Here is a 25,511-nt window from a genome sequence, read left to right on the forward strand (position 1 = left end):
TGGAGCCAGGACATGAATGAGCAGAAGTACGTTCGCGACATTGCCGATATCCGCATCGGCGACGCCGATCGGGCTGGCGGAAAGGGTGCGAATCTCGGCGAGATGATCGGTGCCGGGCTCCCCGTGCCGCCGGCGTTCGTGGTGATGCGGGAAGGCTACCGGGACTCAATGCACATCGGCGGGGTTGGTGACGAGATCGCCGAACTCCATCAGGAGGCGCTGACACACGCCGACGAAGGCGGTCGCCTCGACGAGCTGTGCCGAAGGCTGCGCAGCCTGGTGGCCAAGGCTGGTCTCAACGATCTCGTGCGAAGCGAGATCCTAGCGTCCTACCGGGGACTGGGAGAATCCTGCGTGGTCGCCGTTCGCTCCTCCGCAACCGGTGAGGACGGACGTGATGCCTCGTTCGCGGGGATGAACAGGACCATCACCAACGTGCGCGGACCCGAGGCGATCATCGACGCCGTCGTCCAGTGTTGGGCGTCGCTCTTCACGCCGAGGGTGGTGACCTACCGCCGAAGTCGGAACTACCCGGGTGATCCGGAAATGGCTGTCGTGGTGCAGCAGATGGTCGATCCAAGTCAGGCGGGTGTCGCCTTCACCGCGGATCCCACGACCGGCGAGCGCGATCGAATCGTCATCGAGGCGGCGTTCGGACAGGGCGAGGTGGTGGTCAGCGGCAGTGTTCAACCAGACACCTATGTCATTGAGAAGTCCACAATGAAGGTGCTCACCACCTCCATTGGTTTCAAGCCATTCAAGATCGTTCGCGGCGACGATGATCACGACGTCACCGTGACACTCGATCCCGAGATCGCCGCGTCCCGTGTGCTCGACGACTCTGCCATCGAGAGTATCTCGAGGCTGGCGGTAGCCGCCGAACGGCACTATGGCTATCCGCAGGACATCGAATGGGCCATCGCAGCTGGAGTAACCTGGCTTGTGCAAGCCCGGCCGATCACCACGCTTGACATCGACGAACCCGAGACTGAAAAACACGGCGAGGGCGAGGTTCTCGTCCGAGGGCTGCCTGCGGCGCCGGGCACGGCGACCGGCGCCGTCCGCATCCTGCAGCACCCGGAGCAGGGCACTGGCCTCCGCGATGGTGAGATCCTCGTGGCTCCGATGACTAATCCCGACTGGCTTCCGACGATCCGCCGGGCAGCGGCTCTGGTTACCGAAACCGGCGGAATGACCTGCCACGCGGCCATCGTGGCGCGCGAACTCGGTGTGCCCTGCATCGTGGGCGCCCGCAAGGCGATCGACACGCTGGCCGATGGGGTACTGGTGACTGTCGATGGCGCCACCGGTGAGGTCCGCGCTGGGCGGCGAGTGGTGACCGCCAAGACGATCGATGCGCAGTCGCCAACGAGTGGGGACCACAGTGTTGTCACGGCGACCCGGATCTATGTCAATCTCGCGATGCCCGATACCGCCGACGTAGTCGCTGCTCAAGACGTGGACGGAGTCGGACTGCTGCGCGCGGAGTTCATGCTCACCGAGGCGCTAGATGGCCAGCACCCCCGCGAGCTGATTGCCAGCGGCAGGCAGAACGACCTGGTGCATGCGATGTTCACGGCCGTCGACAGGATCGCCGCCGCCTTTTCCCCGAGGCCAGTTATATACCGCGCCACGGACTTCCGCAGTAACGAGTTTCGCGCCCTTCGTGGAGGTTCGTCCTATGAGCCGGTCGAACGCAACCCGATGATCGGCTTTCGTGGTTGCTATCGGTACATCCGAGAACCGGACTTGTTCGCGCTCGAACTCAGCGCGTTGGCCCAGGTTCGCGAGCGCCATCCCAATGTCCACCTCATGATTCCCTTTGTTCGGACGCGCTGGGAACTTGAAGAGTGCCTCACGCTGGTCGACGCGAGCCCCCTGGGGCGTCAGCGAGGGCTACACCGTTGGATCATGGCCGAGGTGCCCTCGGTGGTGCATTGGCTCCCGTCATACATCGGAATGGGCATCGACGGCGTGTCGATAGGCAGCAACGATCTGACCCAGCTGATGCTCGGGGTGGACCGTGATTCAGAACTCTGCGCCGAACTCTTCGACGAGGCTGACCCTGCCGTGCTGGATGCGATCGGCGAGATCATTCGCACCGCAAACCGCCACGGCATCACGTCGTCGTTGTGTGGACAGGCGCCGTCGTCGAATCCCGCATTCGCCGAGTATCTCGTCGGCATGGGAATCACGTCCATCTCGGTCAACCCGGACGCGGTGTCGCCGGTACGGAGAATTGTCGCAGCGGCCGAACGCCGGCTGCTGCTGAAATCGGCTCGTCAGCGCGGGGCAGTCCGCACCGACGATCCTGTCGTCGCAACGGATGGGCGGATCCATGTCTGACCTTGCCGCGCCGGTCGTGGTCGGGGTGAACGGTTCCACCGTTGCGCTGCGCGCGGCACTGTGGGCCGGCGCGCTCGCCGTCCGACTCGACGCGCCGCTACACATCGTTACCGCGATGCCATACCTGGGACACAACCCGTCGGGCACTGCCGCGGCAATGCGAGCCGCAGCGATTGCCGAGCACCGCGAAGGTGCGGAGATGATTCTCAAGGCGACCGAGGAGGCCGTCCGCGCTGACCACCCGGCCTTGGAGGTGACATCTGCCTCAGCGGCTGAGCCGGCCGACGAGGCGCTCACCGCGCTGAGCAGGATGGCGCGCTTCCTGGTTCTCGGGTGTGATGACGTAACCGCAACGGGGGCATTGCTCTTCGGGTCGACCACATTGACGACGCTTGCCCACGCGTCGTGTCCAATCGTGGCGTGGCGCGGCCACTCGATTGCACTGACGGGCCAACCGATCGTGGTCGGTGTTGACGGGTCAAGTTGCGACGGTGGTGCTTTGCGCACTTCGTTCGAACTCGCTGACCGGTTCGATGTACCCCTGCTGGTGATTCACTCATGGGTGGTGAAAGGGCCTGCAGCAGCGCCATCCACGATGGCGGGGGATGCATCGGTACATGCTGAGTGGCAGCATCTCAACGCGCGGGTTGATCGGTGGCGAGAACGACATCCTCGAGTCAACGTCACACTTGTCGGCGAGGCCCTCAACGCGGGTCGTGCACTAGGTATGCACATCAAGGATGCCCAACTTGTGGTCGTCGGCAGTCGGCGTCGAAATGCACTGGTTCGTAGCATATTCGGTTCGACAAGCCTACATTTACTTCATCATTCCGAGGTGCCCGTCGTAGTGTGTCCCCTCGACGGCGATGGGTAGGACCGTCACTCTCCCGCGGCCGAGACGAGACGGCTCACGCCGTCCTGGATTCCTTTAGCGATCTCATTGGCGCCCAGGGTTGCATCGAAGTCGCCGATGACACCAAACGCCAGTTCGTCGGCGTAACTCAGTATTGCTATGCCCAAGCGCAACTGGATCGCAATAGGTGGTACGGGCAGCAGGGAGAGTACGTCGCGTCCCATCACCCTGATGCGATCACGGGGCCCCGGCACATTGGTGGCGACCGTGACTACGCCGCGTTGTGGCAAACGGGTGAGAATCCGAACCATCCACGCTGTCAAGGGGAATGGCAGGAGGTCGAATGCCGACACTGCGAAGCTGCCGGCTTGAGACTGTCCGCTGTCCTTTGATCGGGTTAGCCGGCTGTGCACCGTGCGGAGACGCTGCAACGGCTCAGCCTGTTCGACGGGAAGTAGAGGAAGCATCACCGAAACCCGGTTGTCCGGGACATGAAGCGCATCTGGTTCTCTCAGCGACACGGGTACCAGTGTGCGAAGCGAGTTCGGTCGGATCTGTTGACCGTGGCGCACCATGGCTTCGCGAAAACTGTCCGTGATGGCAGCCAGGGCGACATCGTTCACCGTGACGCCGTATCGCTGGCAGACTGATTTCACGTCTGTGAGCGACACCCGCGCCGCGCTGTAGCTGCGTTGGTCGGTCAGAGGCCCTGTCATGTCCCGTGGCGCCGGTGCTGCGATTCCCGCCGCGATCTCCGCCGCACCCGCGGTGATCCGGTAGGCCATACGCACGGCCCCGAGTGAGGTGCTCCACGCTCCGGTCAGCCAGGCCGCCGGGTTCAGGTCGGGCAGGTGGGCACGACGTTGTCCACGCGACGCCTCACGGGGAAGGGGTGAGCGGGTCGGTTTGGCTTCGTCATCGCACAGGGCCGCAAGCATGGCGCTGGCGGCGACCCCGTCTGCGACGCTGTGGTGGACCTTGATGACCAGTGCCCAACGTCCGCATGCGAGCCCGTCGATGATCCAGCACTCCCACAACGGTCGGCCACGGTCGAGGCGGCGTTCCATCAACTCGGCGACGACGCCGAACAGCGCCGCGTCGTCGCCGGGTTGCGGTGCAGCGGTACGCCGCACGTGGCGGCGCACGTCGAAGTCATCGTCGTGGACCCATTCTGGGGCGCTGAGATCCAAGGGATGGGAGTGTAGGACCTCGGTGCATCTCGGGATTCGCATCACTCGATCGCCGATAGTCGACACCAAGGAACTCATGGACGGCGGTGGACCCTCGAGCACGGCCACAGCCCCGATCGCCAGGCTCGCGTGCCGGTCGGAGTCCTCGGCCTCGAGGAACCCGGCATCGAGAGCGGAGAGCCGTTGTGACCGCATGGTCGTTGGTCTCCTGGTCAGCAGTGCCGGGAGGCAGGTAGGGGGATGCCGACGCCGGCTCTCCCAAGCCGGAGTATCCCGGAAGGGGAGTCCAAAGGAATCACATAGGCCATGCCCGAAGCGTACGAACTCGCCGCTGATGTGGAGGAGGGCAATAGGCCCGGTGTTCGGGGGACCAAAGTCCCCTCCGGTATTATCACCCGTTCAGGTTTTGGTGTCCGAATTGCCCTGTTGCGCAATGCCGAAGACGGCGCTGTCCGGGGCGAGCCAAGCACTGCTGCGGTCCGCCGGACGTGACGGTCGGACCCGATGAATGTGACTTCCTGCCCTACATCCGCGCCATCGCGACAATGCAATGTTGATGGGCAGATCGAACGCCACGGAGGTTACTCGTCGGATGAGCACGCACTTTCCAGATGCCGCAACGATGCGTACCGCGCTGGCGTTGGCAATCAGGGCGCCGTCGGTGCACAACATTCAACCGTGGCAGTGGCGCGTTGGCGCCGACAGTGTGCACCTGTATGCCGACCCGAAGCGGCACCTCGTGCACACCGATCCCGACGGGCGGGATCTGATGGTCAGTTGCGGTGCGGCGCTGCACCATTGCGTTGTAGCGCTGGCCGCCTTGGGCTGGCAGAGCAGGATCCATCGGTTTCCCAATCCCGCCGAGCCGTTGCACCTGGCGGCGATCGAGCCGCAGCGCCACGCTGCGAACGAGGTGGACATCGCGCTGGCGGCGGCGATTCCACGGCGGCGGACCGACCGACGCTATTACAGCGCGTGGTCGGTGTCACACGGTGACATCTCGTTGATGGGGGCGAGAGCCGCTCGCATGGGCGTCTTGATGCGTCGACTCGAATCGACGACCGATCTTCGAGTCGCGTTGGCCCAGGCGGTTTGGCAACACGCGATTGATCAGGACTACCTCGATGAGTTGACGATCTGGAGCGGCCGGCACGCCTCTACCGCCGGCGTGCCAGCACGCAACGCCCCCGCGACCGATCCGAACTCGCCGCTACCAGGGCGACTCTTCGCGGGCACTGCTCTGGCGCAACCGCCAGATGCGTCCGCCAGCGCCGATGGTGGGGTGCTGTTGGCGCTCGGTACCACAGCTGATGATGACCTGGCCCGTTTGCGCGCGGGAGAGGCCAGCAGCGTTGTTCTCCTGACCGCTACGGCGCTGGGATTGGCGAGCTGCCCAGTCACCGAGCCGCTGGAGATCCCGGAGACGCGCGACACCGTCCGAGCCGACTCCTTCGATGACGACAGCTTTCCCCAGATGCTGTTTCGAGTGGGATGGGCTCCTGTCAATGCTGATCCGCTTCCGCCAACTCCGAGATGTCCACTCGACGAGGTGGTGACCCGGCTGGACGGACTGCGGTTCTAGTGACGTGCGCGATCGGGGCGGTGGAGTCGTTGGTCCCTGGTGCCTTTCGGCCCTCGTGGATCTCACGATGAGAGACCACGATTGTCTTGTCAAGGTTCACCCAAGATGCGGTTCTAGTCGCGCTATTCACGGGAGCAGAAATGTCGTCCTCTACAGATAATCAGCGCATCATCGTGGCGGTCGACGGGTCACCGTCGAGCACTGTCGCCGCCGACTGGGCGGCGCGAGATGCCGCGATGCGGCATGTTCCATTGACGCTAGTGCACGTGATGCCGGAGCCCGCGATTGGTCTGTGGCCCGAGCCACTAGTGCTCGACGGCTACTCGGCGTGGCGTGACGACCGAGGCCGCAAGATATTGGACGACGCAAGGCATGTCGCAGACCGGGCCATCCTCGACTTCAGGCCGATCGCCGTGAACCAAGAGTCCTACGCCGGCGCCATCATCCCGACGTTGGTAGATCTGTCCAAGGACGCCGCGATGATCGTGGTGGGTCGCCGCGGCATGGGCGCGGTGAAGCGTCGGTTGCTCGGCTCGGTCAGCGCCGGGCTGGCGCAGCATGCGCACTGTCCCGTCGCGGTGATCCACGACGAGGATCCGATGATGGACCACCCAGCCCAGTCGCCGGTTCTGGTTGGCATCGATGGGAGCCCCGCGTCGGAGAAGGCGACCGCGCTCGCCTTCGACGAGGCCTCGCGGCGACGCGTGGGACTGATCGCGATGCACTCATGGGCGGACGACGGTATCCGCGACTGGGCGAACATCGATTGGGATGGCCAGCTGGAGGTGGGTAAGGAAGCGCTGTCGGAACGGCTTGCCGGCTGGCATGAGAGGTACCCCGATGTCGCGGTTGATCACCGCCTGGTTTGCGGCGACCCCGCTGATCGGCTGGTCGCCGCGTCCGAGACGGCGCAGTTAACGGTAGTGGGAAGTCATGGGCGTGGAGGATTCACGGGGATGCTGCTGGGATCGGTGAGTTCGGCAGTGCTACAAGCCGTCCGGATGCCCGTTATTGTGGCGCGGCAGGGCTAACCGGAGGGTTCATGGTAACGGTGCCGACCAACGCAGCACCGTCCCGCCGGCGGTAGCCCTGGCAACGGTGAAGGTCCCACCGCTCTCCTCCGCACGGTTACGAAGGTTGATCAGTCCGCTCGGGCTGATGTTGTCTCCGATTCCGCAGCCGTTGTCGACGACTTCGATGCGTAGGTCGTCGTTGACTTCGACCAAAACAGAGACTTCAGTCGCGCCGCCATGGCGTACAGCGTTGCTGACGGCCTCACGCACCACGGCTTCGGCGTGGTCGGCCAGAGGGGGCTCGATTACAGATAACGGGCCACTGAATTGTGACTTGGTCCGTACACCGACACTGGCGAACTGTGTGAGGGCCTCATCGAGGCGCTGGCGGAGACGGGTGGGACCCGCAGAGTTGCCGTGCAGATCGAAGATTGCGGTACGGATCTCCACAATCACACCCTGCAGGTCGTCGATTGAGTCGGAGAGCCGCTGCTGAACCTCGGCTGACCGAACGCGGGCGATGGTGCCCTGCATCCCCAACCCGATGGCGAACAGCCGTTGGATGACGTGGTCGTGAAGGTCTCTGGCGATCCGATCGCGGTCGGTGAGGATGTCCAGCTCTCGCATCTGCCGTTGAGTCGTCGCGAGCTGCCAGGCCAGCGCCGCTTGATCGGCGAAGGTCGCCATCGCATCGAGCTGAGCATCGTTGAACGGCACCGCACCGACGGGCCGCGCCGCGATCACGACTCCCGCGACCGTGTCGGTGGTGCGTAGTGGCAGCACCAAGACTGGTCCCGCATCACCGAGGATGTCGTCGAGCCCGTGTGCGTGAAGGCCGCGATACGGGGTGCGATTCAGATATGTGTCGCCAATTATGTTCCCAGACAGTGGGATCAGCGTGGTCCGGTCGATCTGGTTGACTGCGCCTGACACCTCGACGATGACGAGTTCACTGGCTGTCATCGGATCAGTTTCGGCCTCGGCAGGCACGGCAACCAACGCGACGTCCGCACCGGTCAGGCTGAGAGCTTCGTCGGCGATGAGCCGGAACACCTCTGCCGGATCGATTCCGGACAGCAGTTTGGTGGCGATATCGCGAGTTGCTTGCATCCAGGACTCTCGGGTGCGTGCCTGCTCGTAGAGTCGCGCATTGTCGATAGCGATGCCCGCCGCTGCCGCAAGCGCTTGGGCCAGCACTTCGTCGTCGTCGCTGAAGAACTGCCCGTTCGACTTCTCGGTGAGGTACAGGTTGCCGAACACCTCGTCTCGGATGCGCACCGGAACTCCGAGGAAGGTGCGCATCGGAGGGTGATTGGGTGGGAAGCCGACTGAAGAGGGGTGATCGTGGATGTTCTCCAGCCTGATGGGCGTGGGTTCGTCGATCAGTAGGCCAAGCACCCCCCGCCCCTGGGGGAGATGGCCAATCTGGCGTCGAGTCTCCTCATCGATGCCCTCGTAGATGAACTCGACCAGCTCATGGTCTTGACCGCGGACCCCAAGCGCTCCATAGCGGGCGTCGATCAATTCGATGGCCGTGTGCACGATGGTGCGTAGCGTGGTGTCCAGGTCGAGACCGGCAGTCACCGTCAGCATCGCATCGAGAAGTCCATCGATCCGGTCGCGTCCTGCAATGATCTGTTCGACGCGGACCTGCACCTCGCTGAGGAGTTCACGTAGCCGCAACTGCGACAGTGTGTCTCGGAATGGCGGTGGCGTGCTGCCACCTCTCGGACCAGTCGCTTCTGTCACGGCTTCATTGTCACACTCGTATCCGGCCCTCGGAAGCAGACTGAGCAGCCGAACTAATCCCTAGCTGCCCCGTGGTCGGTCAAGTTTCGTTGCGAACACTGCTGCCTGGGTGCGGCGCTGCATGCCCAGCTTGGCGAGAAGGCGTGAGACGTAGTTCTTTACCGTCTTCTCAGCCAGGAACATTCGATCGGCGATCTGCTTATTGGTCAACCCCTCGCCGAGCAGACCGAGAAGTACGCGCTCTTGATCTGTGAGCCCCGACAGTGGGTCGGATCGTTCCGCCGCTCCGCGCAGCTTCGCCATCAACGCCGCAGCGGCGCGATTGTCCAGCAGGGACCGTCCCGATCCAACCTCCTTGATGGCGGTTGCGAGTTCCATGCCCTTGATGTCCTTGACGACATATCCGCTGGCGCCGGCCAGGATGGCGTCGAGCATCGCCTCGTCGGATGTGAACGACGTGAGCATGAGACAACGAAGGTCAGGCAGGCGGGAGAGCAGGTCGCGGCACAGTTCGATGCCGTTGCCGTCGGGCAATCGCACGTCGAGGACGGCGACGTCCGGCCGGAGAGCCGGAATCTGGGCCATTGCGTGGCTGACTGTTCCGGCCTCACCGATCACGTCGAGGTCGGGATCCGCACTCAGCAGATCGATCAATCCGCGTCGGACGACTTCATGGTCGTCGACGAGAAAGACGGTAACCATGGTTTCAACCTTTCGGTTGGCTGCGACGAAGGCCGGTAGCAATGCTCCGTCTCACTGAACGATAGGCGATCGATGCGGTTTTGCGCCCCGTCATAGCGCACCGTTGGAAGTGCACACGAGTACTGAGCAGTCAGTGTCGCGCAACGCCGCATAGCTAGGCGGCCCGACCATCTCCGCGACGCCGTGGATTCGCCGGCGGCCAATGACGACAAGTTGGATCGTGTGCGAATGCTGCGATAGGTAGTCGAGCAGACTGTCGTGGGCGGAAACGGACCGTGCGTCGAGTTCGGGATGATGGCATTTCGCACGCTCTAACCGCCGATTCAGTTCGGCTCTGACTACGCGGTTCTGTTCCTTGACTGCTTGCGCGTCGTGGACGTCGGTGACGCGAGGCTGCCATGAACTGATCGCCACTAATGAAGCACCGCGTAATAACGCTTCGTCGATTCCGTGCTGAAGCACCACGTCGCCTTCCGGGGACTGGTCGACTTCCACCACCACCGATGTGGTCATGGTCGACGAGTCGACGTGGCTGCGAATGATGGCGACTGGACAGTGCGCCCAGGCGGCGAGGGCAGACGCGGTCGACCCGACAGGTCCCGAAGTCGCATGCCGGATGCCGACGGCGCCGATACAGAGCATTGGCGCAGCGCGACTCGCCTCCCTGAGCATCTCCGTCGCCCGGCCCTGCCTGATCTCGACTTCGATCTTGACGGGCTTGTCGAGCGACTCGATGGCCATTGCCGCGTATCGCACTGCAGTCTCGGCTATCGCGAACGCGCGGGCCTCCGCTTGGCTGTCAGTTCCCGCGGAATAACTCGGCTCGATCGCGTACGCCAGTCGTAGCGGTAGGTCGTGCTTGATCGCTTCGTCGACTGCCCACAGCGCGGCGTCGACGGCACCACGTGAGCCATCGATCCCGACAACAATGGCGGGATGATGCGGTGAGATTTCGTGCATCTTGCGCTCCAAGCGGTTGGTTCAGACGACTATGTGAAGTTGATGTGCGGAACGTCAGACTTCGGTCGTCGCGTCGTGGAGTCGCAGTGCTTCATTGAGCGATGCCGCTTCAGCCAGTTCGAATCAGATCTGGGCGCCGTGCGGGTGACCCCGGCGTCGGTTCTTCACGGCCGTCCTTTCGATCGGTGTCATCAGTGCTCCGACGGCGCTTTCGTCGGCATCGCCGCCACCAGCGGGGTGTCGACGCCGACTGGCCCGAGAGCGTAGGCGCCACCTGGCGAGCCCAGTGGTTCGTCGCGGCCGGCGAGGACCGTCTCAAAGAATGCGGCATTGTCGGCGAGGTGCCGCAGCTCATCGTCTGCCAGGTCGGTCTCGTACTCGATGGCGTCAAGTCGGCACGCGATCTTGCAGGCGCCGCAATCCACGCACTCGTCGGGGTTGATGTACAGCGAACGTGCTCCCTCGTAGATGCAGTCCGCGGGGCACTCAAGCACACACGACTTGTCCATCACGTCAACACATGCTGAGCCGATCACGTAGGTCATGGCACGAGGGTAGGGGGTCGGCACGGTGTCGCGCGGGAGCCGAACGACACCGGCATTAGTGACCTTCGTCCTCTAGCCCTCGGGCGTGTCGGCTGCGGTGTTCGACGGAATCGACTTCCCGGGACCTCCTGCTCTGGTGGAGGAATGGGACGCGGCGGCAAGATGTGACGGGCTGTAGTCCGTCGAGAGGGGAGTCGCCATGAACCCACAGTTTCCCGATGTCGAAACCATCAGGACGGCGCTGTCACTGGCGACACGGGCGCCGTCGGTGCACAATTCCCAACCGTGGCGCTGGAAGGTGGGCGATCAGAGTCTGCATCTGCACGCCGACACCACCCGTCACCTGACGCAAACGGATCCCGATCGACGGGATCTGATGGTGAGTTGCGGTGCATCGCTGCAACACGCTGTGGTCGCCCTTTCGGCGTTGGGTTGGCAGAGCAACGTCACGCGGCTGCCCGATGCCGCTGACCGCGACCACTTGGCATCGATTCGGGTGTCGCGTTGCGAACCGAGCATGACGGACATCTCACTGACCGCCGCCATTCCTCGACGGCGCACCGATCGCCGGGTGTTCAGCAGCTGGCCCGTCCCTCCTCCCGACATCGCGACGGTCGGGAGGAGGGTGGCGCGCATGGGCGTCCAGTTGCGTAGCGTCGACATGTCGACCGATATCAGAGCCATTGTGGCGCAGGCAGTCTGGCAACACGTCCACGACGCTGACTATCTTCGGGAGCTGACGACATGGAGTGGTCGGTACGCATCGACCGCGGGTGTGCCGGCACACAGCACCCCCGATCCGATTGCCTCCGCTCCGTTACCCGGGCGCATCTTCGCCGGCAGCGTCCTGCCCCAGTCCGGCAACGCCGTTGCCGACCAGGATCATGCGGTTCTGCTGGCCCTGGGCACCACCGCGGACGACGATCTGGCCCGCCTGCGCGCCGGGGAGGCGACGAGTATGGCGTTGTTGACCTGTACGTCGCTCGGCTTGTCGAGCTGTCCGGTCACCGAACCGTTGGAGATCGCGGCGACGCGCGCAGCGATTCAAGCGGAGGTGTTCGGTGGCTCCGAGTTTCCCCAGATGATGCTCCGCGTCGGTTGGGCTCCCATCGGCGCCGATCCGTTGCCGTCGACCCCCCGCCGACCACTCGATGAGGTGGTCAGCTCAATCGACGGAGCGCCGCTGGGCTAGTCCGCATCTCGATCCGGATGAATGCGAAAGGTTCTCTACCCCTTCGTTATACGGTCGCTTGAGTCTCGGAGTATGGCGGGGGAGTCCTAAGACGCCCCTTGGTCTCCAGTTTGCATAGCTCATCTAATCATTCTAAAGTATTTCGCATGGCTAATCAATTGGTGGAGCGCGCAGCGCCACCCCGGGGCGGCGGATTGTTGATCGCGGCGCTCGCCGGGGCGGGTATATCGGTCTCCCTGATGCAGACATTGGTCATCCCGCTCATCCCACAGCTGCCGGACTTGCTCAACACCAGTTCAGCGAATGCGTCGTGGGTGGTCACAGCCACGCTGCTGACGGGCGCCATCGCCACACCGGTGTTCGGCCGCCTCGGCGACATGTTCGGCGCGAAACGCGTTCTCATCGCATGCGCGGTCCTGCTCACCGCGGGTTCCCTCGTCGCCGCGCTGACCACTTCGCTGGTCCCGCTGATCATTGGCCGCGCTCTGCAGGGGTTCGGCGCACCTGTTATTCCGCTTGGCATCAGCGTGCTCCGTGCCTCACTCCCCGCGGAGCGGGTAGGGGGTGCGATGGCGATGGTGAGTGCATCACTGGGCGTCGGTGGCGCCTTGGGTCTACCGCTGTCGGCGATCATCGCCGAGCACCTGAACTGGCACGCGCTGTTCTGGTGCGCCGCGGCCCTCGGCCTTGGATCCGGTCTGCTCTTCGCGACGTTGGTCCCCGATATCCTGCCCTCGGAGGGCGTGGGGCGCTTCGACTTCCTCGGCGCGATCGGGCTCGCGGCTGGCCTCGTGATGCTGCTGCTGCCCATCTCCAAGGGTGCGAGTTGGGGATGGACCAGCCCCGGCACACTTGGGCTGCTGGCCGCGTCGATCGGCGTGTTCATTGTGTTCGGGTGGTGGCAGAACCGGGCGCCAGCGCCCCTGGTCGATATCCGGACCACGCTCAAGAAGCCGGTGCTGCTGACGAACCTGGCGTCGATCGCGGTCGGTTTCGGGATGTTCGCCACGTCTCTGATCGGGCCACAGTTACTCCAAATGCCCAGCACCACCGGTTACGGACTGGGTCAGACCATGGTGGCGGCCGGTTTGTGGATGGCACCCGGCGGCCTCGCCATGATGGCCGCGTCACCCGTCGCCGGCAGGGTCATCGCCGCGCGCGGGCCGCGATTCACGCTTGTCCTCGGCTCCGTCATCATCGCCGTCGGGTACCTGGCTGGCACCCAGATGCTTGGCAGCCCGGTCGGAGTGCTGACCTTCAGCGTGATCGGGAGCATTGGCGTGGGCTTCGCGTTCGCCGCGCTGCCGACTTTGATCAACGCCGCTGTCCCCGTGTCCGAGACCGCCGCTGCGAACGGAATCAACTCCCTGGCAAGGTCATTGGGAACATCAACCTCAAGCGCTGTCATGAGCGCGGTCCTGGTGCAGACGGGCGTCCTCGTCGCCGGTCACACGATCCCGTCGCTCACCGGATTTCGCACCGCGCTGCTGATCGCGGGCGGTGCCGCGGCACTCGCTGCCGTGATCGCACTACTCATTCCCACCTCGACTCCCGTGCCGGCCGGTGCTGAACAGGCGGTGGCTCCGGCCCCGGCACGCCGCCGCGCCCAGCACCTCGAGAGCGTGATGACCACTCTCGGACGGCAGGCGGCGGTGCGGCTGCAGATTCCCTCGGTGCCCTACCGTCTCGATCAAGGTGACTACGTGACTGCCGTGTTCCTGGGCGGCGCCTACCCACTGACGTTGACAGAGCTCGCAAGCGCGCTCGACAGTCCCACCCGCGCGGTCGAGGAACGCCTCGTCACGCTCATTCGCGACGGGATCGTCAGCCGGGTGCCGACTGCCGATCACGCTGCGCCGCCGCGCTTCTCGCTTACCCAGCGGGGGCGCACGATCTTCGAGAATCAGAGGGCGGCGAACATCACCGGACTTGAGGCGGTCCTGGCTCGCTGGGACGACGGTGACGTGGCCGCGCTCATCGGGTACCTCGGCCGCCTGTCTGACGGGATCGACCAGGAGAATCATCGCATCAGGACGGCAGACGGCTCACCGCAATGGGTTTCGCCGCACGCACACACCGAGCCGCTGCGCGTGTCACGTCCACCGGGGCAACGTCCGCGGACCGCACACCCAGCCGTGACGTCGCGGGATCGCTGGCGCTCGAGTGACCCGGTCCCGCGCCAATAGACGGCCCAGTGCCCACGATCCTCCGCGAGCAGACGCGAACTCGCACGATACGTGGCGCGTCGATGCGGTTCTGTGTCTGGCGGGGGCGGTGATCCCCCCCGAGCCCCGTGGACATTGCAGCTGGCCGGTACGCCCGCATTGCAGCTAGCTGCAGGCGAGTGGTGGGCGTCAGCATTGATGACAACTGACGGCCGGTAGCGCGATTCTGGGAGTCATGCGCGGCGTATCGTTTGGAGTGGCACGCGGGATAGTCCGCAAGATCGATGTGTGAGTTTGCGCCATGACGCAGAGACGGCCACGTATGCCCGGTTGGATGCCGGGGCCCCCTTGGATGGGGGTCGCCTCCAGGTCTGAGACTGAGTCGGCATCAGCGCCGCAGCTGCTCTCCCTGCCACTACGTCCGACATCCCCGCCCCTGCTGCTCGGCATCGCCGTCGCGGCGTTGCTGATCGCAGCAGAGTGCGCTCTGGTGAGCCAGCTCGAACGTGTCGGCCCCGGAAACATCTTCGGTGTGGTCTTTCTGCTGGGCGTCCTGTTCATCGCGATACTGTGGGGTTTCGCCCTGGCGATGGCGATGGCTCTGGCCAGCGCCCTTATCTACGTGCACTTCCACCACATGACAACGGGTCGGACCGTCACGGCGATCTGGGAGCAGAACTGGGTTGCCATCACCGTCTTCCTCATCGTCGCGGCGGCGGCGGCAGGCCTTGCGTCGCTGGCCAGGTCGCGTGCCGCCGAAGCCGTCCAACGCCGTAGGCAGGCTGAGGCGAGCCACGCCAAACTCAGCGAGCTCGCCGAGGAACTGAGTGTGCTCGCCGAGCAACAAGCCGCCCTGCGGCGCATCGCGACACTGGTGGCCCGCGGAGTGCCCCCGTCTGAGGTGTTCTCGGCGGTGGCGCTCGAGTTGGCCGAGGCCCACCGCGTACCCAATGCGGCGGTGTGGCGCTACGAGCCCCATGGCGGGGCGACGTTGCTCGCGGCCTGGGACACGCCCGGTGCGACGCCGATGCCGGTCGGCGAGCAGTTCCCTCTCGAGGGCGACAACGTCGCGGCAAGGGTGCGGCGCACCGGGCGTCCAGCCCGGCTGGACAACCATGACGATGCCGCCGGCCCGGCCGCGGCGAAGATTCGTGAGCTGGGGCTCCGTGGCGGGGTGGGAGCGCCGGTCGTCGTCGACGGTCGACTCTGGGGTGTGGCTGTCGTCGGTTCGCCGCGGTCCGAGCCACTGCCCCCCGATACCGAGGGGCGTGTCGGGGACTTTGCGGATCTCGTCGCGACGGCCATTGCGAATGCACAGACCAACGCCGAACTCGCCGCATCTCGGGTTCGGATCGTCGCCGCAGCCGATGGCGCCCGGCGCCGGATCGAGCGGGATCTGCACGACGGCGCTCAGCAGCGGCTCGTCTCACTGGGGCTTGGCCTGCGTACCGTGGAGGCCAGCGTGCCGCCCGAACTGCAATCGCTCAGGGAACAGATCGCTCACCTCGTGACGAGTGTGGCCGGGGTCTCGAAGGACCTGCAGGATCTCTCCCGTGGGATTCACCCGGCCATCCTGTCCAAGGGAGGACTGGGCCCGGCGCTCAAAACCCTGGCGCGTCGCTCCGCTGTGCCCGTCGAACTCGATCTCACCGTTGAGCGACGATTACCCGAATCCGCAGAGGTGACCGTCTACTACGTCGTCGCTGAAGCACTCACGAACGCGGTCAAGCACGCGCAGGCGTCTGTCGTGCGGGTCGGGGTGGATACCGGTTCTGTGAGCCTTCGTCTCTCGATTCAAGACGACGGTATCGGCGGGGCTGATACCGTCAAGGGGTCCGGACTGGTGGGCCTCACAGACCGTGTCGAGGCCATCGGCGGCAAGATGACCATCCGCAGCCATCCGGGGAGCGGGACGTCACTGCTCGTCGAGATCCCTTGCTAGCTATCAGATCTTGTGCTTCTCCGAAGTCATTGACTGCTAACGGTGTCCGCGACCGAAGTGGCCGCCAAAGCCGAACAGGGCGAAGTCGGGATACTGCGGTGTGAAATCGGGTGACAGTGAGTCATTGATCTGAGTATTGCCCGGTGACACGCACTCGGTGCCTGGCGAGCCACTGCTGCAAGCTGACTGTGGCACGCCGGATTCCGCTGCGGCCGTCGGTGCCGCAGCGAGGGCGACCGCGATCGCTCCAGCCGCCAGAAGCGATGTTGCCGAACTCATTTTGATTCGCACGGTGGACCTTCTCCTCTTGGTGGTCAGTCCTTGAGTGGACTACCTCCACGATCGTCCGCCATCGCACGTGTGTCGTCCCTGCTGCCATCCGTCCTTGGTTCCTGCTGGCCGGAACTCATCGGCCACCTCACGCTCTCCATACGGTGCCGGCGCGCAACGTGCCTTGCGCGACCGCCCATTCCGCGGCGCAGCACCGGTGTCGTCAGGAGGCGCAGCAGTGCGCTCTCCAACCCGACGACATCGCCCGGCCGGTAGACGATTCCGGCGATGGCGGGTAGCACCAGCTGTACGGTTTCCGGGTCAGCCGGGGCGACCACCGGTCGGCCCGCGGCCAGCACATCCAGCAGCGTGATGCTCCCCGACGAACTGCCGAGGACGACGAGATCTGCGGCGGCGATGAGATTTGACCGTTGGTCGTCGCTACAGTCGCACACCGCGCGCACGCTGTTCCCGAGGCCCTGCACAAAGATCATGCGCGTGACAGTCGTGCGCTGGCGGCCGGCTCCCACGAGAACGAGCTGCGCTGTGCAGCACTGGCGCACGGCGATGAATGCGGTGGCCAATCGTTGGGCGTCCAAGCGATCGTCGAAGGGACCCATCGCGGCGATGGTCGGGATGTTGGCTAGGCCCACCATCGAGCGGGCAGTAGCTGGATCGAGCAGCGTGAGCGCTCGCCGCGCGATCGGGGAGACCTGCGCTGTAGTCATGACTCTTAGGATTACGGTCCGTGGCGTCGGTGTCGTCAGCGCTGACGGGAGTCTTGCCTTCCGGTAGGCGCCACCGCGGACCTACCTGCTAGCGGCAACCCGCCCAACGTGAAGACGATTGAGTCCGAGATCTGAACCATGGTGTTGACGCCGTTGAGCTTGAGGGCCTCGACCACCAAGTGGCATCCATCTGTGAGGGCCTGTGCGACACCGGGGTCTGGCGGTGCGTCTTGTGCGGAGTTATCGGATTGCGCGCCCATGACCTGAGAATCCCCGTCATCCACCGCAAAGTCGTCACTGCTACTGGGCGTCACTGCCCCCTGCTGGCCGGTATGGGTGCAGACCTGCCAGTGCCACCGCTGAGGGGGTGTCAGCAGGAGCGACTCCGGTGTGCCCGAGCGTAATGATTTGACTAGCCGGATCCGGCGACCTGAAGAGGAGAATCTCGTGACGACAAGGATCAAGTCCATCGCACCTTGGCTGGCCGCGGCCGCGATCGGTGCCGCAGTGGGTCTGGCACCTGTTGCAGCCGCCGATGCCGGCTCCGTGCCCGTCCCGCAAAGCAACATCGTCGCCGATCCGGGTGTTTCGGCCACGACTGTGCCAACGCCGGACGGGACCGGAACCGATCCGCTCGTGCCGTATGGCACCAATCCCGTTGCCCCCTACCGACTGGGGTACATCAACCCGAATCACGATGAGGGGAACACCACGAACGGCGAGATTGACGTGCCCTTCTGAGATCAGCCGACGAGCGCGGTAGCCTCACGGGCGCAGCCCCAGCACAACGTGATGCCCGAGCCGCCGTGCCCGTAGTTGTGCACCACTCTCGCACCGGATCTCAGCCGCTCGCCCTCCTCGAGCCGTACGGTGGGACGCCCCGGTCGCAGCCCGACGACGTGCTCAAGCAACTCCGCACCGCGCAGTGCGGGCACCAGGTCGGCACACCGCGCCAGGATTGCCGCACCGACGGCAGGGTCGGGCGTGGTGTTCCATTGGCCCACGTCCAGCGTGCCGCCCAGAATGCAGTCCGTCGTGCGCGGATGCACATAGGCGCGGCCGCCGGGATGGAGTTCATCGCGAACTGACATGGTCAGGCCGGGATTGCTCACCCGCACGATCTGACCCCGCACCGGGTACATCGACGTATCGCCGACGAGTTCGCGAGCACCCAGCCCGGCGCAGTTGACCACGACGTCGGCACCGCGGCCCACGTCATTCAGCGACTGCAGGTGTCGCTGGGTGAACTGCCCGCCGAGGGTGCGGACCCGGGCCACCAGCCACGGTAGGTACCGGGACATCTCCGCCAGCGGCACCGCGTACCGCAAGCCGTAGGCATAGCCCGGGGGAAGTTCGTCGGCCCGCGCGTCGCGAACACCGCCGACTGCGCTCACCCACGTGGGTTCGCCCGGCGGTTCCCGATAGAGCCCCAGCGACTCGCGCATGATCACCCCCGGCACCTGTGCCGCCGCGTGTTCGGCCAGCACGCCGAAGGTGTCCTCGCCCCACCCCGACACCCGCTCCCACGGCGCGACATGGGTCGGGAACCAGACCGCCGCCGCCACAGCCGAGGTCGTGGACATAGTGGGTTCGGCGGCCACGATCTGCACCGCGTGACCGGCCTCGAGCAGGTAGATGGCCGTGGTCAGCCCGCTGATCCCGGAGCCGACCACGACGGCCCGTAGTGGCGTGGTCACGGGTCCGAAATTACGCGTTCCAGCCAGCGATGAACTTCTGCGGATTCGCGCTGATGTAATCCGCGACCGTCATCGGGGGCCGGCCGGTGACCTGTTCGACGTCGTTGGTGAGGCGGTCGTAACGGCCGTCACGATGCAGCCGCGCCATCGTGGCGATGTGCTGCTCGACGTGAGGTGGAAGGCCCGCGCCAGCCAGTATGTCTTGCCGCCACTGTTCGAGCGCCATGTCCTGCGCCGTCACCGGGTACTGCAGCGCGCGCGAGTAACTTTGGGCCAGGCCGTCGATGTCGAGGACCTCCGGTCCGGTCAACTCGTACACGTGGCTGCGGTGGCGCTGCGGGTGCAGCAGGAGTTCGGTGACGACACGGGCGACGTCACTCGCGGCAATCGGTGAGGTCCGGCCGCGGCCGAACGGCAGGGCGAGCACGTGCCGCTCGCGGACTGACTCGGCGTTGAGGAACGTCAGTAGTGGGTTGTCGATGAACACCGTGGGCCGGATGTGGGTGACCGGCAGTCCGGACCAGTCCATGACCTGTTCGGCCAGCCAGTGCAGTCGGTGCTGGTCCGATTCCTCGGTGCTGGTCAGCGTCATCTGCGACACCGTCATCTGCGACATGTTCACGATGGTGTCGACGTCACCGTCCTCACGGGCAGCGGCGCAGACGATGGCGGTCGCCGTCAGATACGACGGTGAGACACTCATATTGAAGAACATCCGCTTCACTCCGCGCAGCGCGGCGACGACGCTGCCGGGGTCCGTGAGGTCACCCACCACCACCTGTGCACCAAGGGTCCTGAGCGCGTCGGCGCGCTCGTCCTCCCGATGCACCATCGCTCGAACCCTCGCGCCGTCGCCAATCAGTAGCTGCACCACGGAGCGGCTCACCCCGCCGATGCCGCCGCCCGCCCCGGTCACCAGATAGTCGACGTGCTCGCTCATGGGTGCGCCCCCGTTCAGTCCGTGCGCACCGCGACGCCGCGCAGCACGGTGTCGCGGGACAGGATGAGGCTGTCGCGGGTGCCAAGGTCCTGCAGGATGTTCTCGGGAATCCACTGGATGCCGATGACGCAGCGGGCCAGCGTTTCGGCCGTTGGGCTCTCGATCCCAATGTCGCCGGACTTGATGCCCTCGGACAGAAGCGTTTTCATCTGTCGAACGCGCATGCTGAACGACCACCCGGGATCGGCTGTGTCCGGCGGGGACTGGCGCATCCACGCCAGCTGGATGCGGAACTCGTCGGGAAAGCGATCCAGGGCATTGATGTTGAGCCAGGACAGCGCGTCGAGTTTCTCCACCGGTGTCGAGTCGGACTGCAACACGGCGGTCCAGCCACCCCCAACCTTCTTGCCGAACGACAGCATGATGGACATCAGGAGTTCGTCCTTGGAGCCGATCACGCGGTACACGGTTCCGGTGCCCAGGCCCGCCGCCGAGGCGATGTCACGCACCGTGGTCATCTCGTAGCCGCGCCGGCCGAACTCCGTACGCGCGACCGCACGCACGTGCGCCGCCTTGTCATCCGTGTCTGCGTCATCACCCCAGGTGTCGATGACGCCCTGTGCCGCAATGAATGCCGCTGAGGTGTCCAGCTCGGCATCGCTGCGCTCCCGCGCAGCGAGTCCGGCAAGGACGATCTTGGACATCATCGTCGCGACCTGATCGCTGGAGGCCTTGTGGCGGATCATGTCCAGGCCCACGTGAAGCATGCTCTGGACCATGCGGTCGGCGACGACGGGGAGGTCGACGTCGGGCCGGATGTAGCCACTCCATCGGCCGGCCCGCAACGCCTGCTGCATCGCCGCCAGCAGTTTCGCCGGGCGCAGTCGGGTCAGCTCCGCGAGTTCGGGGTCGGCACTTGGGCCCTCGTAGAACGACATCTGCAGGGCGGCACGGTGTTCGACCGCGCAGCGGGCGATCGCGCAGCACAGGCTGATGATCTGTTCCTCGGCGGGCCTGGCGTCGGGTTCGTCGAGACGTTGCAGTGCGATCTCTCCGATGCGGTCGAGTTCCGCGTGGTAGCGGCGGATCAACTCGACAAGAATGGCTTCCTTGGACTCGAAGTGGTGATACAGGCTGCCCGCGAGGATGCCGGCAGCGTCAGCGATCTGCTGCAGCGACGTCCGCAGACCCGACGTGGCGATCACCGCATTGGCGGTCTCGAGGATCTCGGTGCGCCGAGTCGCGTCATTACCGCTGAAGCCTCCGTTGCCGGTCGACGGCGCACCGGCCACGACGGGACCCGACCGGGACTGCCGAGCCCTCGCTGGGCCACGTCCGTGCTGGCCCGTCGTCGATGAGGCGTCGATGTCGGCTCCTGTCAGAGGTCAGAACGGCGGTTCAGAACAGCGGTGAGGCGGTTTCGGGGTCGTGGAAGTTCCCGGGTGCGCCACCTGGCGATCCTACCGACCTGCGCCGATAGGGTGCTGTACCGCGCGCCCGCCGCGTCGGATGTCGCCTCGGTGATCCTCATGTCAGCGTGTGTGGTCGGGGAAGGCGATCGCGGCGTTGGCGTACAGCCGACCGAGGCCGCGACCCGATCCTGTGACCACCGCGACCTGCCCGGTGAATTCGATCATGATGCGGTTCCTGCCATTTCCCGTTCCGACGCCACGCACCTGAATGCAGTGATCGATTGACTGGCGGGCGCCCCGGACCCTACGTTGGAACAGATATTTGGTCAATGTTCTCGGACCCGTCGCAAGGGAGCTCAGTGGCGAACGACACCGTGGTGGAACGGCTGGGGTTGTTCGCCTCGGCGGTGGCCGGGCGCCCCCTGGTGGTGGCCGCCCTGGAGGCGGGTGAGCCAGCGTGGACAGACGGCAGGACGGTCTATGTCGACGCCGCATCCAGTCTGCGTTCGCAACTCGAATCGCTGACCGTGCAGGCAAGTCTGCTCGCGGCGGGTGGTCTGGAACCCGACATCGTGGCCAGGCTGGCGAAGCGGCAGGCGCTGGCTGACCGCTACCTGGCTGTCGAGGGCCGGCGCGCACTCGGCGTCAACGCTCCGTTCCTGCCGATATCCATGCGGTCGTTGATCGATGGTTGTCCCGACGTTTCGAGCGCATCGCCCTCCGCGTCTCTGGCGATGGCGGAGAGTCGTGCGGCCATCGGCCCGACGCCTGCGAGTTTTGGCACGATTCATGCGCGCAGGCTGCTCGCCGAGCATCGCGCTGCGGAGAAGTCGAGGGCGGCCGCCACGGCCCGACACCGCCCAGCCAAGAAGCCGCAGGGGGAACTGTCCGAACTGCTTGCAGAAGCCGACACCGAGGAGGACGTGATTGATCTGTTCTCGAGCCCGGCCGGCGGGGGCGGCATCGGCAGGCTTCTGGCCAAGATGATGAGCAAGGTCAGACAGCTCGGCGGTGGTGGCCAACCTGGCGCGGACGCGGCCACCCATCAACGATGGTTGGCGACGCGTGGAGCGGGCGCCGTGGTGTCCTCGTTGACGCCGTCGCCTGATCGAGACACGGCCGACGACGCGATCAAGGGCATCACGTATCCGGAGTGGGACGTTCACCACAAGCGCTATCGCCAGGGCTGGTGCACGGTGGTGGAGGCTGAGGCCACGGTTCTCGGTGAGGGCTGGTCGACCCCTGACGGTCATGCGCTGCGACGGTCGTTGAACAGGCTCGGAATGGGCCTCAGTCGGCACCACCGCCAGGCGCAGGGCGATGACATCGATGTGGATGCAGCCGTCGAGATGCAGGTGGAACTCGCGGCGGGATCGGCGCCTGACGACTCGGTCTACGTCGACAATCTGCGGCGGCGCCGAGATCTGTCCGTACTCATCCTGCTCGACGTGTCGGGGTCAGCAGCGGAGGCCGGAGGTGGCGGGCGCACTGTGCACGAACAGCAACGGACCGCGGCCGCGGCGATGACCACGGCGCTACACGAACTGGGGGATCGGGTCGCGCTCTTCGCGTACAGCTCACAGGGGCGTTCGGCGGTCAACATGACGCCGATCAAGCGCTTCGACGAGCGGTTTGACACCGCGGCGATGCGACGGCTCTATGGGCTGCGGCCCGGCGCTTACTCGCGGCTGGGCGCGGCCATCCGGCATGGCGCCACGGTGCTGCGCGAGCGGGCGGGCACCCCACGCCGACTGCTCGTCGTCCTCTCCGATGGGCTGGCCTACGACCACGGCTATGAGCGCGTGTACGGCGCGGCTGACGCGCGTCGCGCGTTGAGTGAGGTCACTCGGGAGGGCATCGGGTGCCTGTGCCTGACGGTCGGCGCGGGAACGGACGTCGAGGAGCTGCGGCGGGTCTTTGGAACCGCGGCCCACGCGACGATCGCCGAGCCCGGTCAATTGAGCCGCGTCATCGGCCCCCTGTTCCGCGTGGCACTCAACCGTGCCGAGGCGCGGCGCCGGAAGGTGTCGTGAAAGTGCGAGTCCGACAAGGGTTTGCCTGCGGCAATTTGCGCGCCACACTTGTACCAAACATCTGTTCCGCGCTACGCTCGCCACACTCGCACCGCGACGGTCTCCGTCGCGGTTTCGCGGGTTGACGCGATCCGATGGACGGGGCGCCGAGAAAGGGATGCGATGCCAGGCAACGCCGCCGATCATGCGCTGGGAACTCTGGAGTTCGACAACTCCGCGGCGCCCGCCGGCGGCCGGGCCCAGCGCCCCTTCTATGTGTCCGTCGCGAACGAGGAGACGGTCTTCAAAGCCGCTTATCGGCAGGGTCTTTCGATAGTCCTGAAGGGTCCGACGGGGTGCGGCAAGACCCGGTTCGTCGAGGCGATGGCGCATGACCTGGATCGCCCGTTGATCACCGTCTCCTGCCACGATGACCTCACGACCGCCGACCTGGTGGGGCGTTACCTGCTACGCGGCGGCGACACCGAATGGGTGGACGGGCCGCTGACGCGCGCCGTGCGCGAGGGTGCCATCTGCTACCTCGATGAGGTCGTCGAGGCCAGGCAGGACACGACCGTGGTCCTGCATCCGCTTGCAGACCACCGTCGTGAACTTCCCATCGACCGCCTCGGCGTCACCTTGAACGCGGCTCCCGGCTTCGGTCTGGTGGTGTCCTACAACCCCGGCTATCAGAGCGTGCTCAAGGACCTCAAGGACTCGACGCGTCAACGAATGGTGGCCATCGAGTTCACGTTCCCCGGCCCCGAGGTCGAGGAGGGGATCGTCGCCTTCGAGGCTGGCATCGACTCCGATACCGCGGCAGCGCTGGTCCGCCTCGCCGGCGCGATCCGCCGATTGGAGACCGGCGGACTCCGCGAGGTGTCCTCGACGCGAGTCCTGATCGCCGCGGGCCGGTTGATCGCCGAGGGGCTCACCCCTCGGGACGCCGCACGCGCGGCCATCGCCGGCCCGCTGACCGACGACCCAAACGTCACCCGCGGTTTGGTCGAGATGATCGACGTCTACCTGGGGCCGGCAGGAGCCTGACCGTGTGTGACGCACTGTGCTGAACGAATTTCGAGGGAGGTCACGTGTCGTACGAGAGCACTGCCGAGCCGATCAAGGTCGGCTACCTCATGGACTTCAGGCTGCCGCCGGGGTTTCCCGAGGAGATGCTGGCCGACTTCACCCAGTGCTTCGACCTCGTCTTCGAGGAGGCTTATGAGCAAGGCCTAATGGATCGTCCGGTGCAGATGATCTATCGCGAGGTCGAGGGACTGCCGAAGGGTTCGGTCAAGGCGGTGATCGACGCCTTCGGCGAACTCGTCGACGAGGGTTGCCTGGCGGTGTTCGGCCCGAACATCACCGACAACTGCGTCCCGCTGCGGGAGGCCATTGAGGAACGCTTCCGCGTCCCTGCGCTCAGCGTCACCGGCACCGACGACTGGCTCGGCGAGTGGACCTTCGCCTTCCCTCAGGGCTCGATGACCGACGAACCGATCTTCATCGCCGACCTGGTGGCCAAGCGTGGACTCAAGGAGATCGGCGTACTCGTCGAGCAGAGCCTCATCGGCGACAGTTATGTGAAGAATCTCCGGAGCGCCTGTCGGCGCAAGGGTATTCGCATCGTCGCGGAGGTCGCCATCGCGCAGACCGCGCAGGACATCAACGAGGCCGTTCGTACGCTGCACGAGGCGAAGGCCGAGTCCGTCGTGCATCTCGGCTTCGGCTTCGGGATCGTCTTCATCAATCCCGCACTGGAGGCGCTGGAGTGGGATCCGCCCCGCTTCACCACCACGGCGTTCCAGAACGCCTGGGTCAATCCGGTCATGTGGAACGCGTTCATGGGGTGGATCGGTGTCGACCAGTACGACGAGGGCAACCCGATCGGGCAGGACTTCCTCGATCGTTACGCCGAGAGGTACGGCGGTCGTCGCCCCGAGTACTGCGTACCCGTGGTCAATCGTGACGTGGCCACCACGTTGGTGTGCGCCTTCACTGACTCGCATCCGCTGAGCCCACGTGGGGTCAAGGAGGCGCTGGAGCGGGTGAAGATGGTGCCCGCCGCGTCGGGGGCACCGGGAACCCGAGTGTCCCTTGGCAAGTGGACGCGCCGCGCATGGATGGGATCGGGGTACCTGGTGGCGCGGACTCTCGATGCCGACGGGGTTACCTCGCACCTCGTCGACCGTTTCGGGCAGGAGTGACATGAC

General features: G+C 65.4%; 20 protein-coding genes. 11 read left to right on the forward strand and 9 right to left on the reverse strand.

Annotation, left to right across the window (positions count from 1 at the left end; all coding sequences use genetic code 11):
- Positions 1–12 precede the first annotated feature (12 nt).
- Both ppsA and ACZY0X_RS24135 read left to right on the forward strand, forming a co-directional pair.
- Positions 13–2,346 carry a phosphoenolpyruvate synthase gene (gene ppsA / locus ACZY0X_RS24130; protein ID WP_463773990.1) on the forward strand — a complete coding sequence of 778 codons (2,334 nt, stop codon included), beginning with the start codon at positions 13–15 and terminating at the stop codon, positions 2,344–2,346.
- Positions 2,339–3,220 (forward strand): universal stress protein, encoded by an 882-nt coding sequence (locus ACZY0X_RS24135; RefSeq protein ID WP_463773991.1) that lies wholly within the window; start codon positions 2,339–2,341, stop codon positions 3,218–3,220. Before ppsA ends, ACZY0X_RS24135 begins: the two co-directional genes overlap by 8 nt.
- A gap of 5 nt (positions 3,221–3,225) precedes the next feature.
- On the opposite strand, the gene ACZY0X_RS24140 is transcribed toward ACZY0X_RS24135, so the two are convergent.
- Positions 3,226–4,584 carry a wax ester/triacylglycerol synthase family O-acyltransferase gene (locus ACZY0X_RS24140; RefSeq protein ID WP_463773992.1) on the reverse strand — a complete coding sequence of 453 codons (1,359 nt, stop codon included), beginning with the start codon at positions 4,582–4,584 and terminating at the stop codon, positions 3,226–3,228.
- Positions 4,585–4,981: 397 nt separating this feature from the next.
- Between ACZY0X_RS24140 and ACZY0X_RS24145 the strand changes: the two genes are divergently transcribed.
- Complete coding sequence (locus ACZY0X_RS24145; RefSeq protein WP_463773994.1) at positions 4,982–5,971, forward strand: Acg family FMN-binding oxidoreductase; 990 nt, start codon at positions 4,982–4,984, stop codon at positions 5,969–5,971.
- Positions 5,972–6,111: 140 nt separating this feature from the next.
- Entirely contained in the window at positions 6,112–7,002 is an 891-nt protein-coding gene (locus ACZY0X_RS24150) for a universal stress protein (protein ID WP_463773995.1), read from the forward strand.
- A 9-nt stretch (positions 7,003–7,011) separates the two neighbouring features.
- Here the strand turns inward: ACZY0X_RS24150 and ACZY0X_RS24155 are convergent, their stop codons facing one another.
- The 4 genes from ACZY0X_RS24155 to fdxA all read right to left on the reverse strand — a co-directional run bounded on the left by ACZY0X_RS24155 (position 7,012) and on the right by fdxA (position 10,940).
- The gene (locus tag ACZY0X_RS24155) at positions 7,012–8,733 is read right to left on the reverse strand and encodes a sensor histidine kinase (RefSeq protein WP_463773996.1); all 1,722 of its coding nucleotides are present in this window, start codon (positions 8,731–8,733) and stop codon (positions 7,012–7,014) included.
- 60 nt (positions 8,734–8,793) lie between these two features.
- Complete coding sequence (dosR, locus tag ACZY0X_RS24160; RefSeq protein ID WP_463773998.1) at positions 8,794–9,435, reverse strand: hypoxia response regulator transcription factor DosR/DevR; 642 nt, start codon at positions 9,433–9,435, stop codon at positions 8,794–8,796.
- A 90-nt stretch (positions 9,436–9,525) separates the two neighbouring features.
- Complete coding sequence (locus ACZY0X_RS24165; RefSeq protein ID WP_463774000.1) at positions 9,526–10,395, reverse strand: universal stress protein; 870 nt, start codon at positions 10,393–10,395, stop codon at positions 9,526–9,528.
- Between the two features lie 191 nt (positions 10,396–10,586).
- Positions 10,587–10,940 (reverse strand): ferredoxin, encoded by a 354-nt coding sequence (gene fdxA / locus ACZY0X_RS24170; protein WP_463774002.1) that lies wholly within the window; start codon positions 10,938–10,940, stop codon positions 10,587–10,589.
- A gap of 199 nt (positions 10,941–11,139) precedes the next feature.
- Here fdxA and ACZY0X_RS24175 point away from each other — a divergent pair, with 199 nt between their 5' ends.
- The 3 genes from ACZY0X_RS24175 (at position 11,140) to ACZY0X_RS24185 (ending at position 16,239) form a co-directional block, all read left to right on the forward strand.
- Positions 11,140–12,132 carry an Acg family FMN-binding oxidoreductase gene (locus ACZY0X_RS24175; RefSeq protein ID WP_463774004.1) on the forward strand — a complete coding sequence of 331 codons (993 nt, stop codon included), beginning with the start codon at positions 11,140–11,142 and terminating at the stop codon, positions 12,130–12,132.
- A gap of 146 nt (positions 12,133–12,278) precedes the next feature.
- Positions 12,279–14,318, forward strand: coding sequence for an MFS transporter (locus ACZY0X_RS24180; protein WP_463774005.1), 2,040 nt, complete (start codon positions 12,279–12,281; stop codon positions 14,316–14,318).
- Positions 14,319–14,631: 313 nt separating this feature from the next.
- Positions 14,632–16,239: a GAF domain-containing sensor histidine kinase gene (locus ACZY0X_RS24185; protein WP_463774006.1), complete on the forward strand. Its 1,608-nt coding sequence runs from the start codon at positions 14,632–14,634 to the stop codon at positions 16,237–16,239.
- A 314-nt stretch (positions 16,240–16,553) separates the two neighbouring features.
- Here ACZY0X_RS24185 and ACZY0X_RS24190 read toward each other — a convergent pair whose 3' ends face one another.
- Entirely contained in the window at positions 16,554–17,237 is a 684-nt protein-coding gene (locus tag ACZY0X_RS24190) for a glycosyltransferase (protein ID WP_463774008.1), read from the reverse strand.
- Between the two features lie 447 nt (positions 17,238–17,684).
- On the opposite strand from ACZY0X_RS24190, the gene ACZY0X_RS24195 reads away from it, so the two are divergent.
- Positions 17,685–17,978 carry a hypothetical protein gene (locus tag ACZY0X_RS24195; protein ID WP_463774010.1) on the forward strand — a complete coding sequence of 98 codons (294 nt, stop codon included), beginning with the start codon at positions 17,685–17,687 and terminating at the stop codon, positions 17,976–17,978.
- A 2-nt stretch (positions 17,979–17,980) separates the two neighbouring features.
- Here the strand turns inward: ACZY0X_RS24195 and ACZY0X_RS24200 are convergent, their stop codons facing one another.
- From ACZY0X_RS24200 to ACZY0X_RS24210, 3 genes are read right to left on the reverse strand one after another with little or no spacing between them, the layout of a single operon-like run.
- Positions 17,981–18,934 (reverse strand): FAD-dependent oxidoreductase, encoded by a 954-nt coding sequence (locus tag ACZY0X_RS24200; protein ID WP_463774012.1) that lies wholly within the window; start codon positions 18,932–18,934, stop codon positions 17,981–17,983.
- Positions 18,935–18,944: 10 nt separating this feature from the next.
- Positions 18,945–19,874, reverse strand: coding sequence for an NmrA family NAD(P)-binding protein (locus ACZY0X_RS24205; RefSeq protein WP_463774014.1), 930 nt, complete (start codon positions 19,872–19,874; stop codon positions 18,945–18,947).
- Positions 19,875–19,888: 14 nt separating this feature from the next.
- Complete coding sequence (locus ACZY0X_RS24210; protein WP_463774015.1) at positions 19,889–21,166, reverse strand: TetR/AcrR family transcriptional regulator; 1,278 nt, start codon at positions 21,164–21,166, stop codon at positions 19,889–19,891.
- Between the two features lie 479 nt (positions 21,167–21,645).
- Between ACZY0X_RS24210 and ACZY0X_RS24215 the strand changes: the two genes are divergently transcribed.
- From ACZY0X_RS24215 to ACZY0X_RS24225, 3 genes are all read left to right on the forward strand, one after another.
- On the forward strand, positions 21,646–23,319 hold the full coding sequence (locus ACZY0X_RS24215; RefSeq protein WP_463774017.1) for a nitric oxide reductase activation protein NorD: 1,674 nt from the start codon (positions 21,646–21,648) through the stop codon (positions 23,317–23,319).
- Between the two features lie 162 nt (positions 23,320–23,481).
- On the forward strand, positions 23,482–24,345 hold the full coding sequence (locus ACZY0X_RS24220; protein ID WP_463774018.1) for an AAA family ATPase: 864 nt from the start codon (positions 23,482–23,484) through the stop codon (positions 24,343–24,345).
- A gap of 44 nt (positions 24,346–24,389) precedes the next feature.
- A complete protein-coding gene (locus tag ACZY0X_RS24225; protein WP_463774020.1) occupies positions 24,390–25,505 on the forward strand; it encodes an ABC transporter substrate-binding protein in 1,116 nt (371 codons plus the stop codon).
- Positions 25,506–25,511: the final 6 nt, after the last annotated feature.

This window comes from Mycobacterium sp. IDUB_39 (assembly GCF_055419205.1).

Coding starts and splice junctions, on each gene's coding strand:
- ACZY0X_RS24150 (WP_463773995.1), top strand. CDS start 6,112: ATGTCGTCCTCTACAGATAATCAGCGCATCATCGTGGCGGTCGACGGG.
- fdxA (WP_463774002.1), bottom strand. CDS start 10,940: ATGACCTACGTGATCGGCTCAGCATGTGTTGACGTGATGGACAAGTCG.
- ACZY0X_RS24220 (WP_463774018.1), top strand. CDS start 23,482: ATGCCAGGCAACGCCGCCGATCATGCGCTGGGAACTCTGGAGTTCGAC.
- ppsA (WP_463773990.1), top strand. CDS start 13: ATGAATGAGCAGAAGTACGTTCGCGACATTGCCGATATCCGCATCGGC.
- ACZY0X_RS24205 (WP_463774014.1), bottom strand. CDS start 19,874: ATGAGCGAGCACGTCGACTATCTGGTGACCGGGGCGGGCGGCGGCATC.
- ACZY0X_RS24145 (WP_463773994.1), top strand. CDS start 4,982: ATGAGCACGCACTTTCCAGATGCCGCAACGATGCGTACCGCGCTGGCG.
- ACZY0X_RS24190 (WP_463774008.1), bottom strand. CDS start 17,237: ATGACTACAGCGCAGGTCTCCCCGATCGCGCGGCGAGCGCTCACGCTG.
- ACZY0X_RS24185 (WP_463774006.1), top strand. CDS start 14,632: ATGCCGGGGCCCCCTTGGATGGGGGTCGCCTCCAGGTCTGAGACTGAG.
- ACZY0X_RS24165 (WP_463774000.1), bottom strand. CDS start 10,395: ATGCACGAAATCTCACCGCATCATCCCGCCATTGTTGTCGGGATCGAT.
- ACZY0X_RS24175 (WP_463774004.1), top strand. CDS start 11,140: ATGAACCCACAGTTTCCCGATGTCGAAACCATCAGGACGGCGCTGTCA.
- ACZY0X_RS24135 (WP_463773991.1), top strand. CDS start 2,339: ATGTCTGACCTTGCCGCGCCGGTCGTGGTCGGGGTGAACGGTTCCACC.
- dosR (WP_463773998.1), bottom strand. CDS start 9,435: ATGGTTACCGTCTTTCTCGTCGACGACCATGAAGTCGTCCGACGCGGA.
- ACZY0X_RS24180 (WP_463774005.1), top strand. CDS start 12,279: ATGGCTAATCAATTGGTGGAGCGCGCAGCGCCACCCCGGGGCGGCGGA.
- ACZY0X_RS24140 (WP_463773992.1), bottom strand. CDS start 4,584: ATGCGGTCACAACGGCTCTCCGCTCTCGATGCCGGGTTCCTCGAGGCC.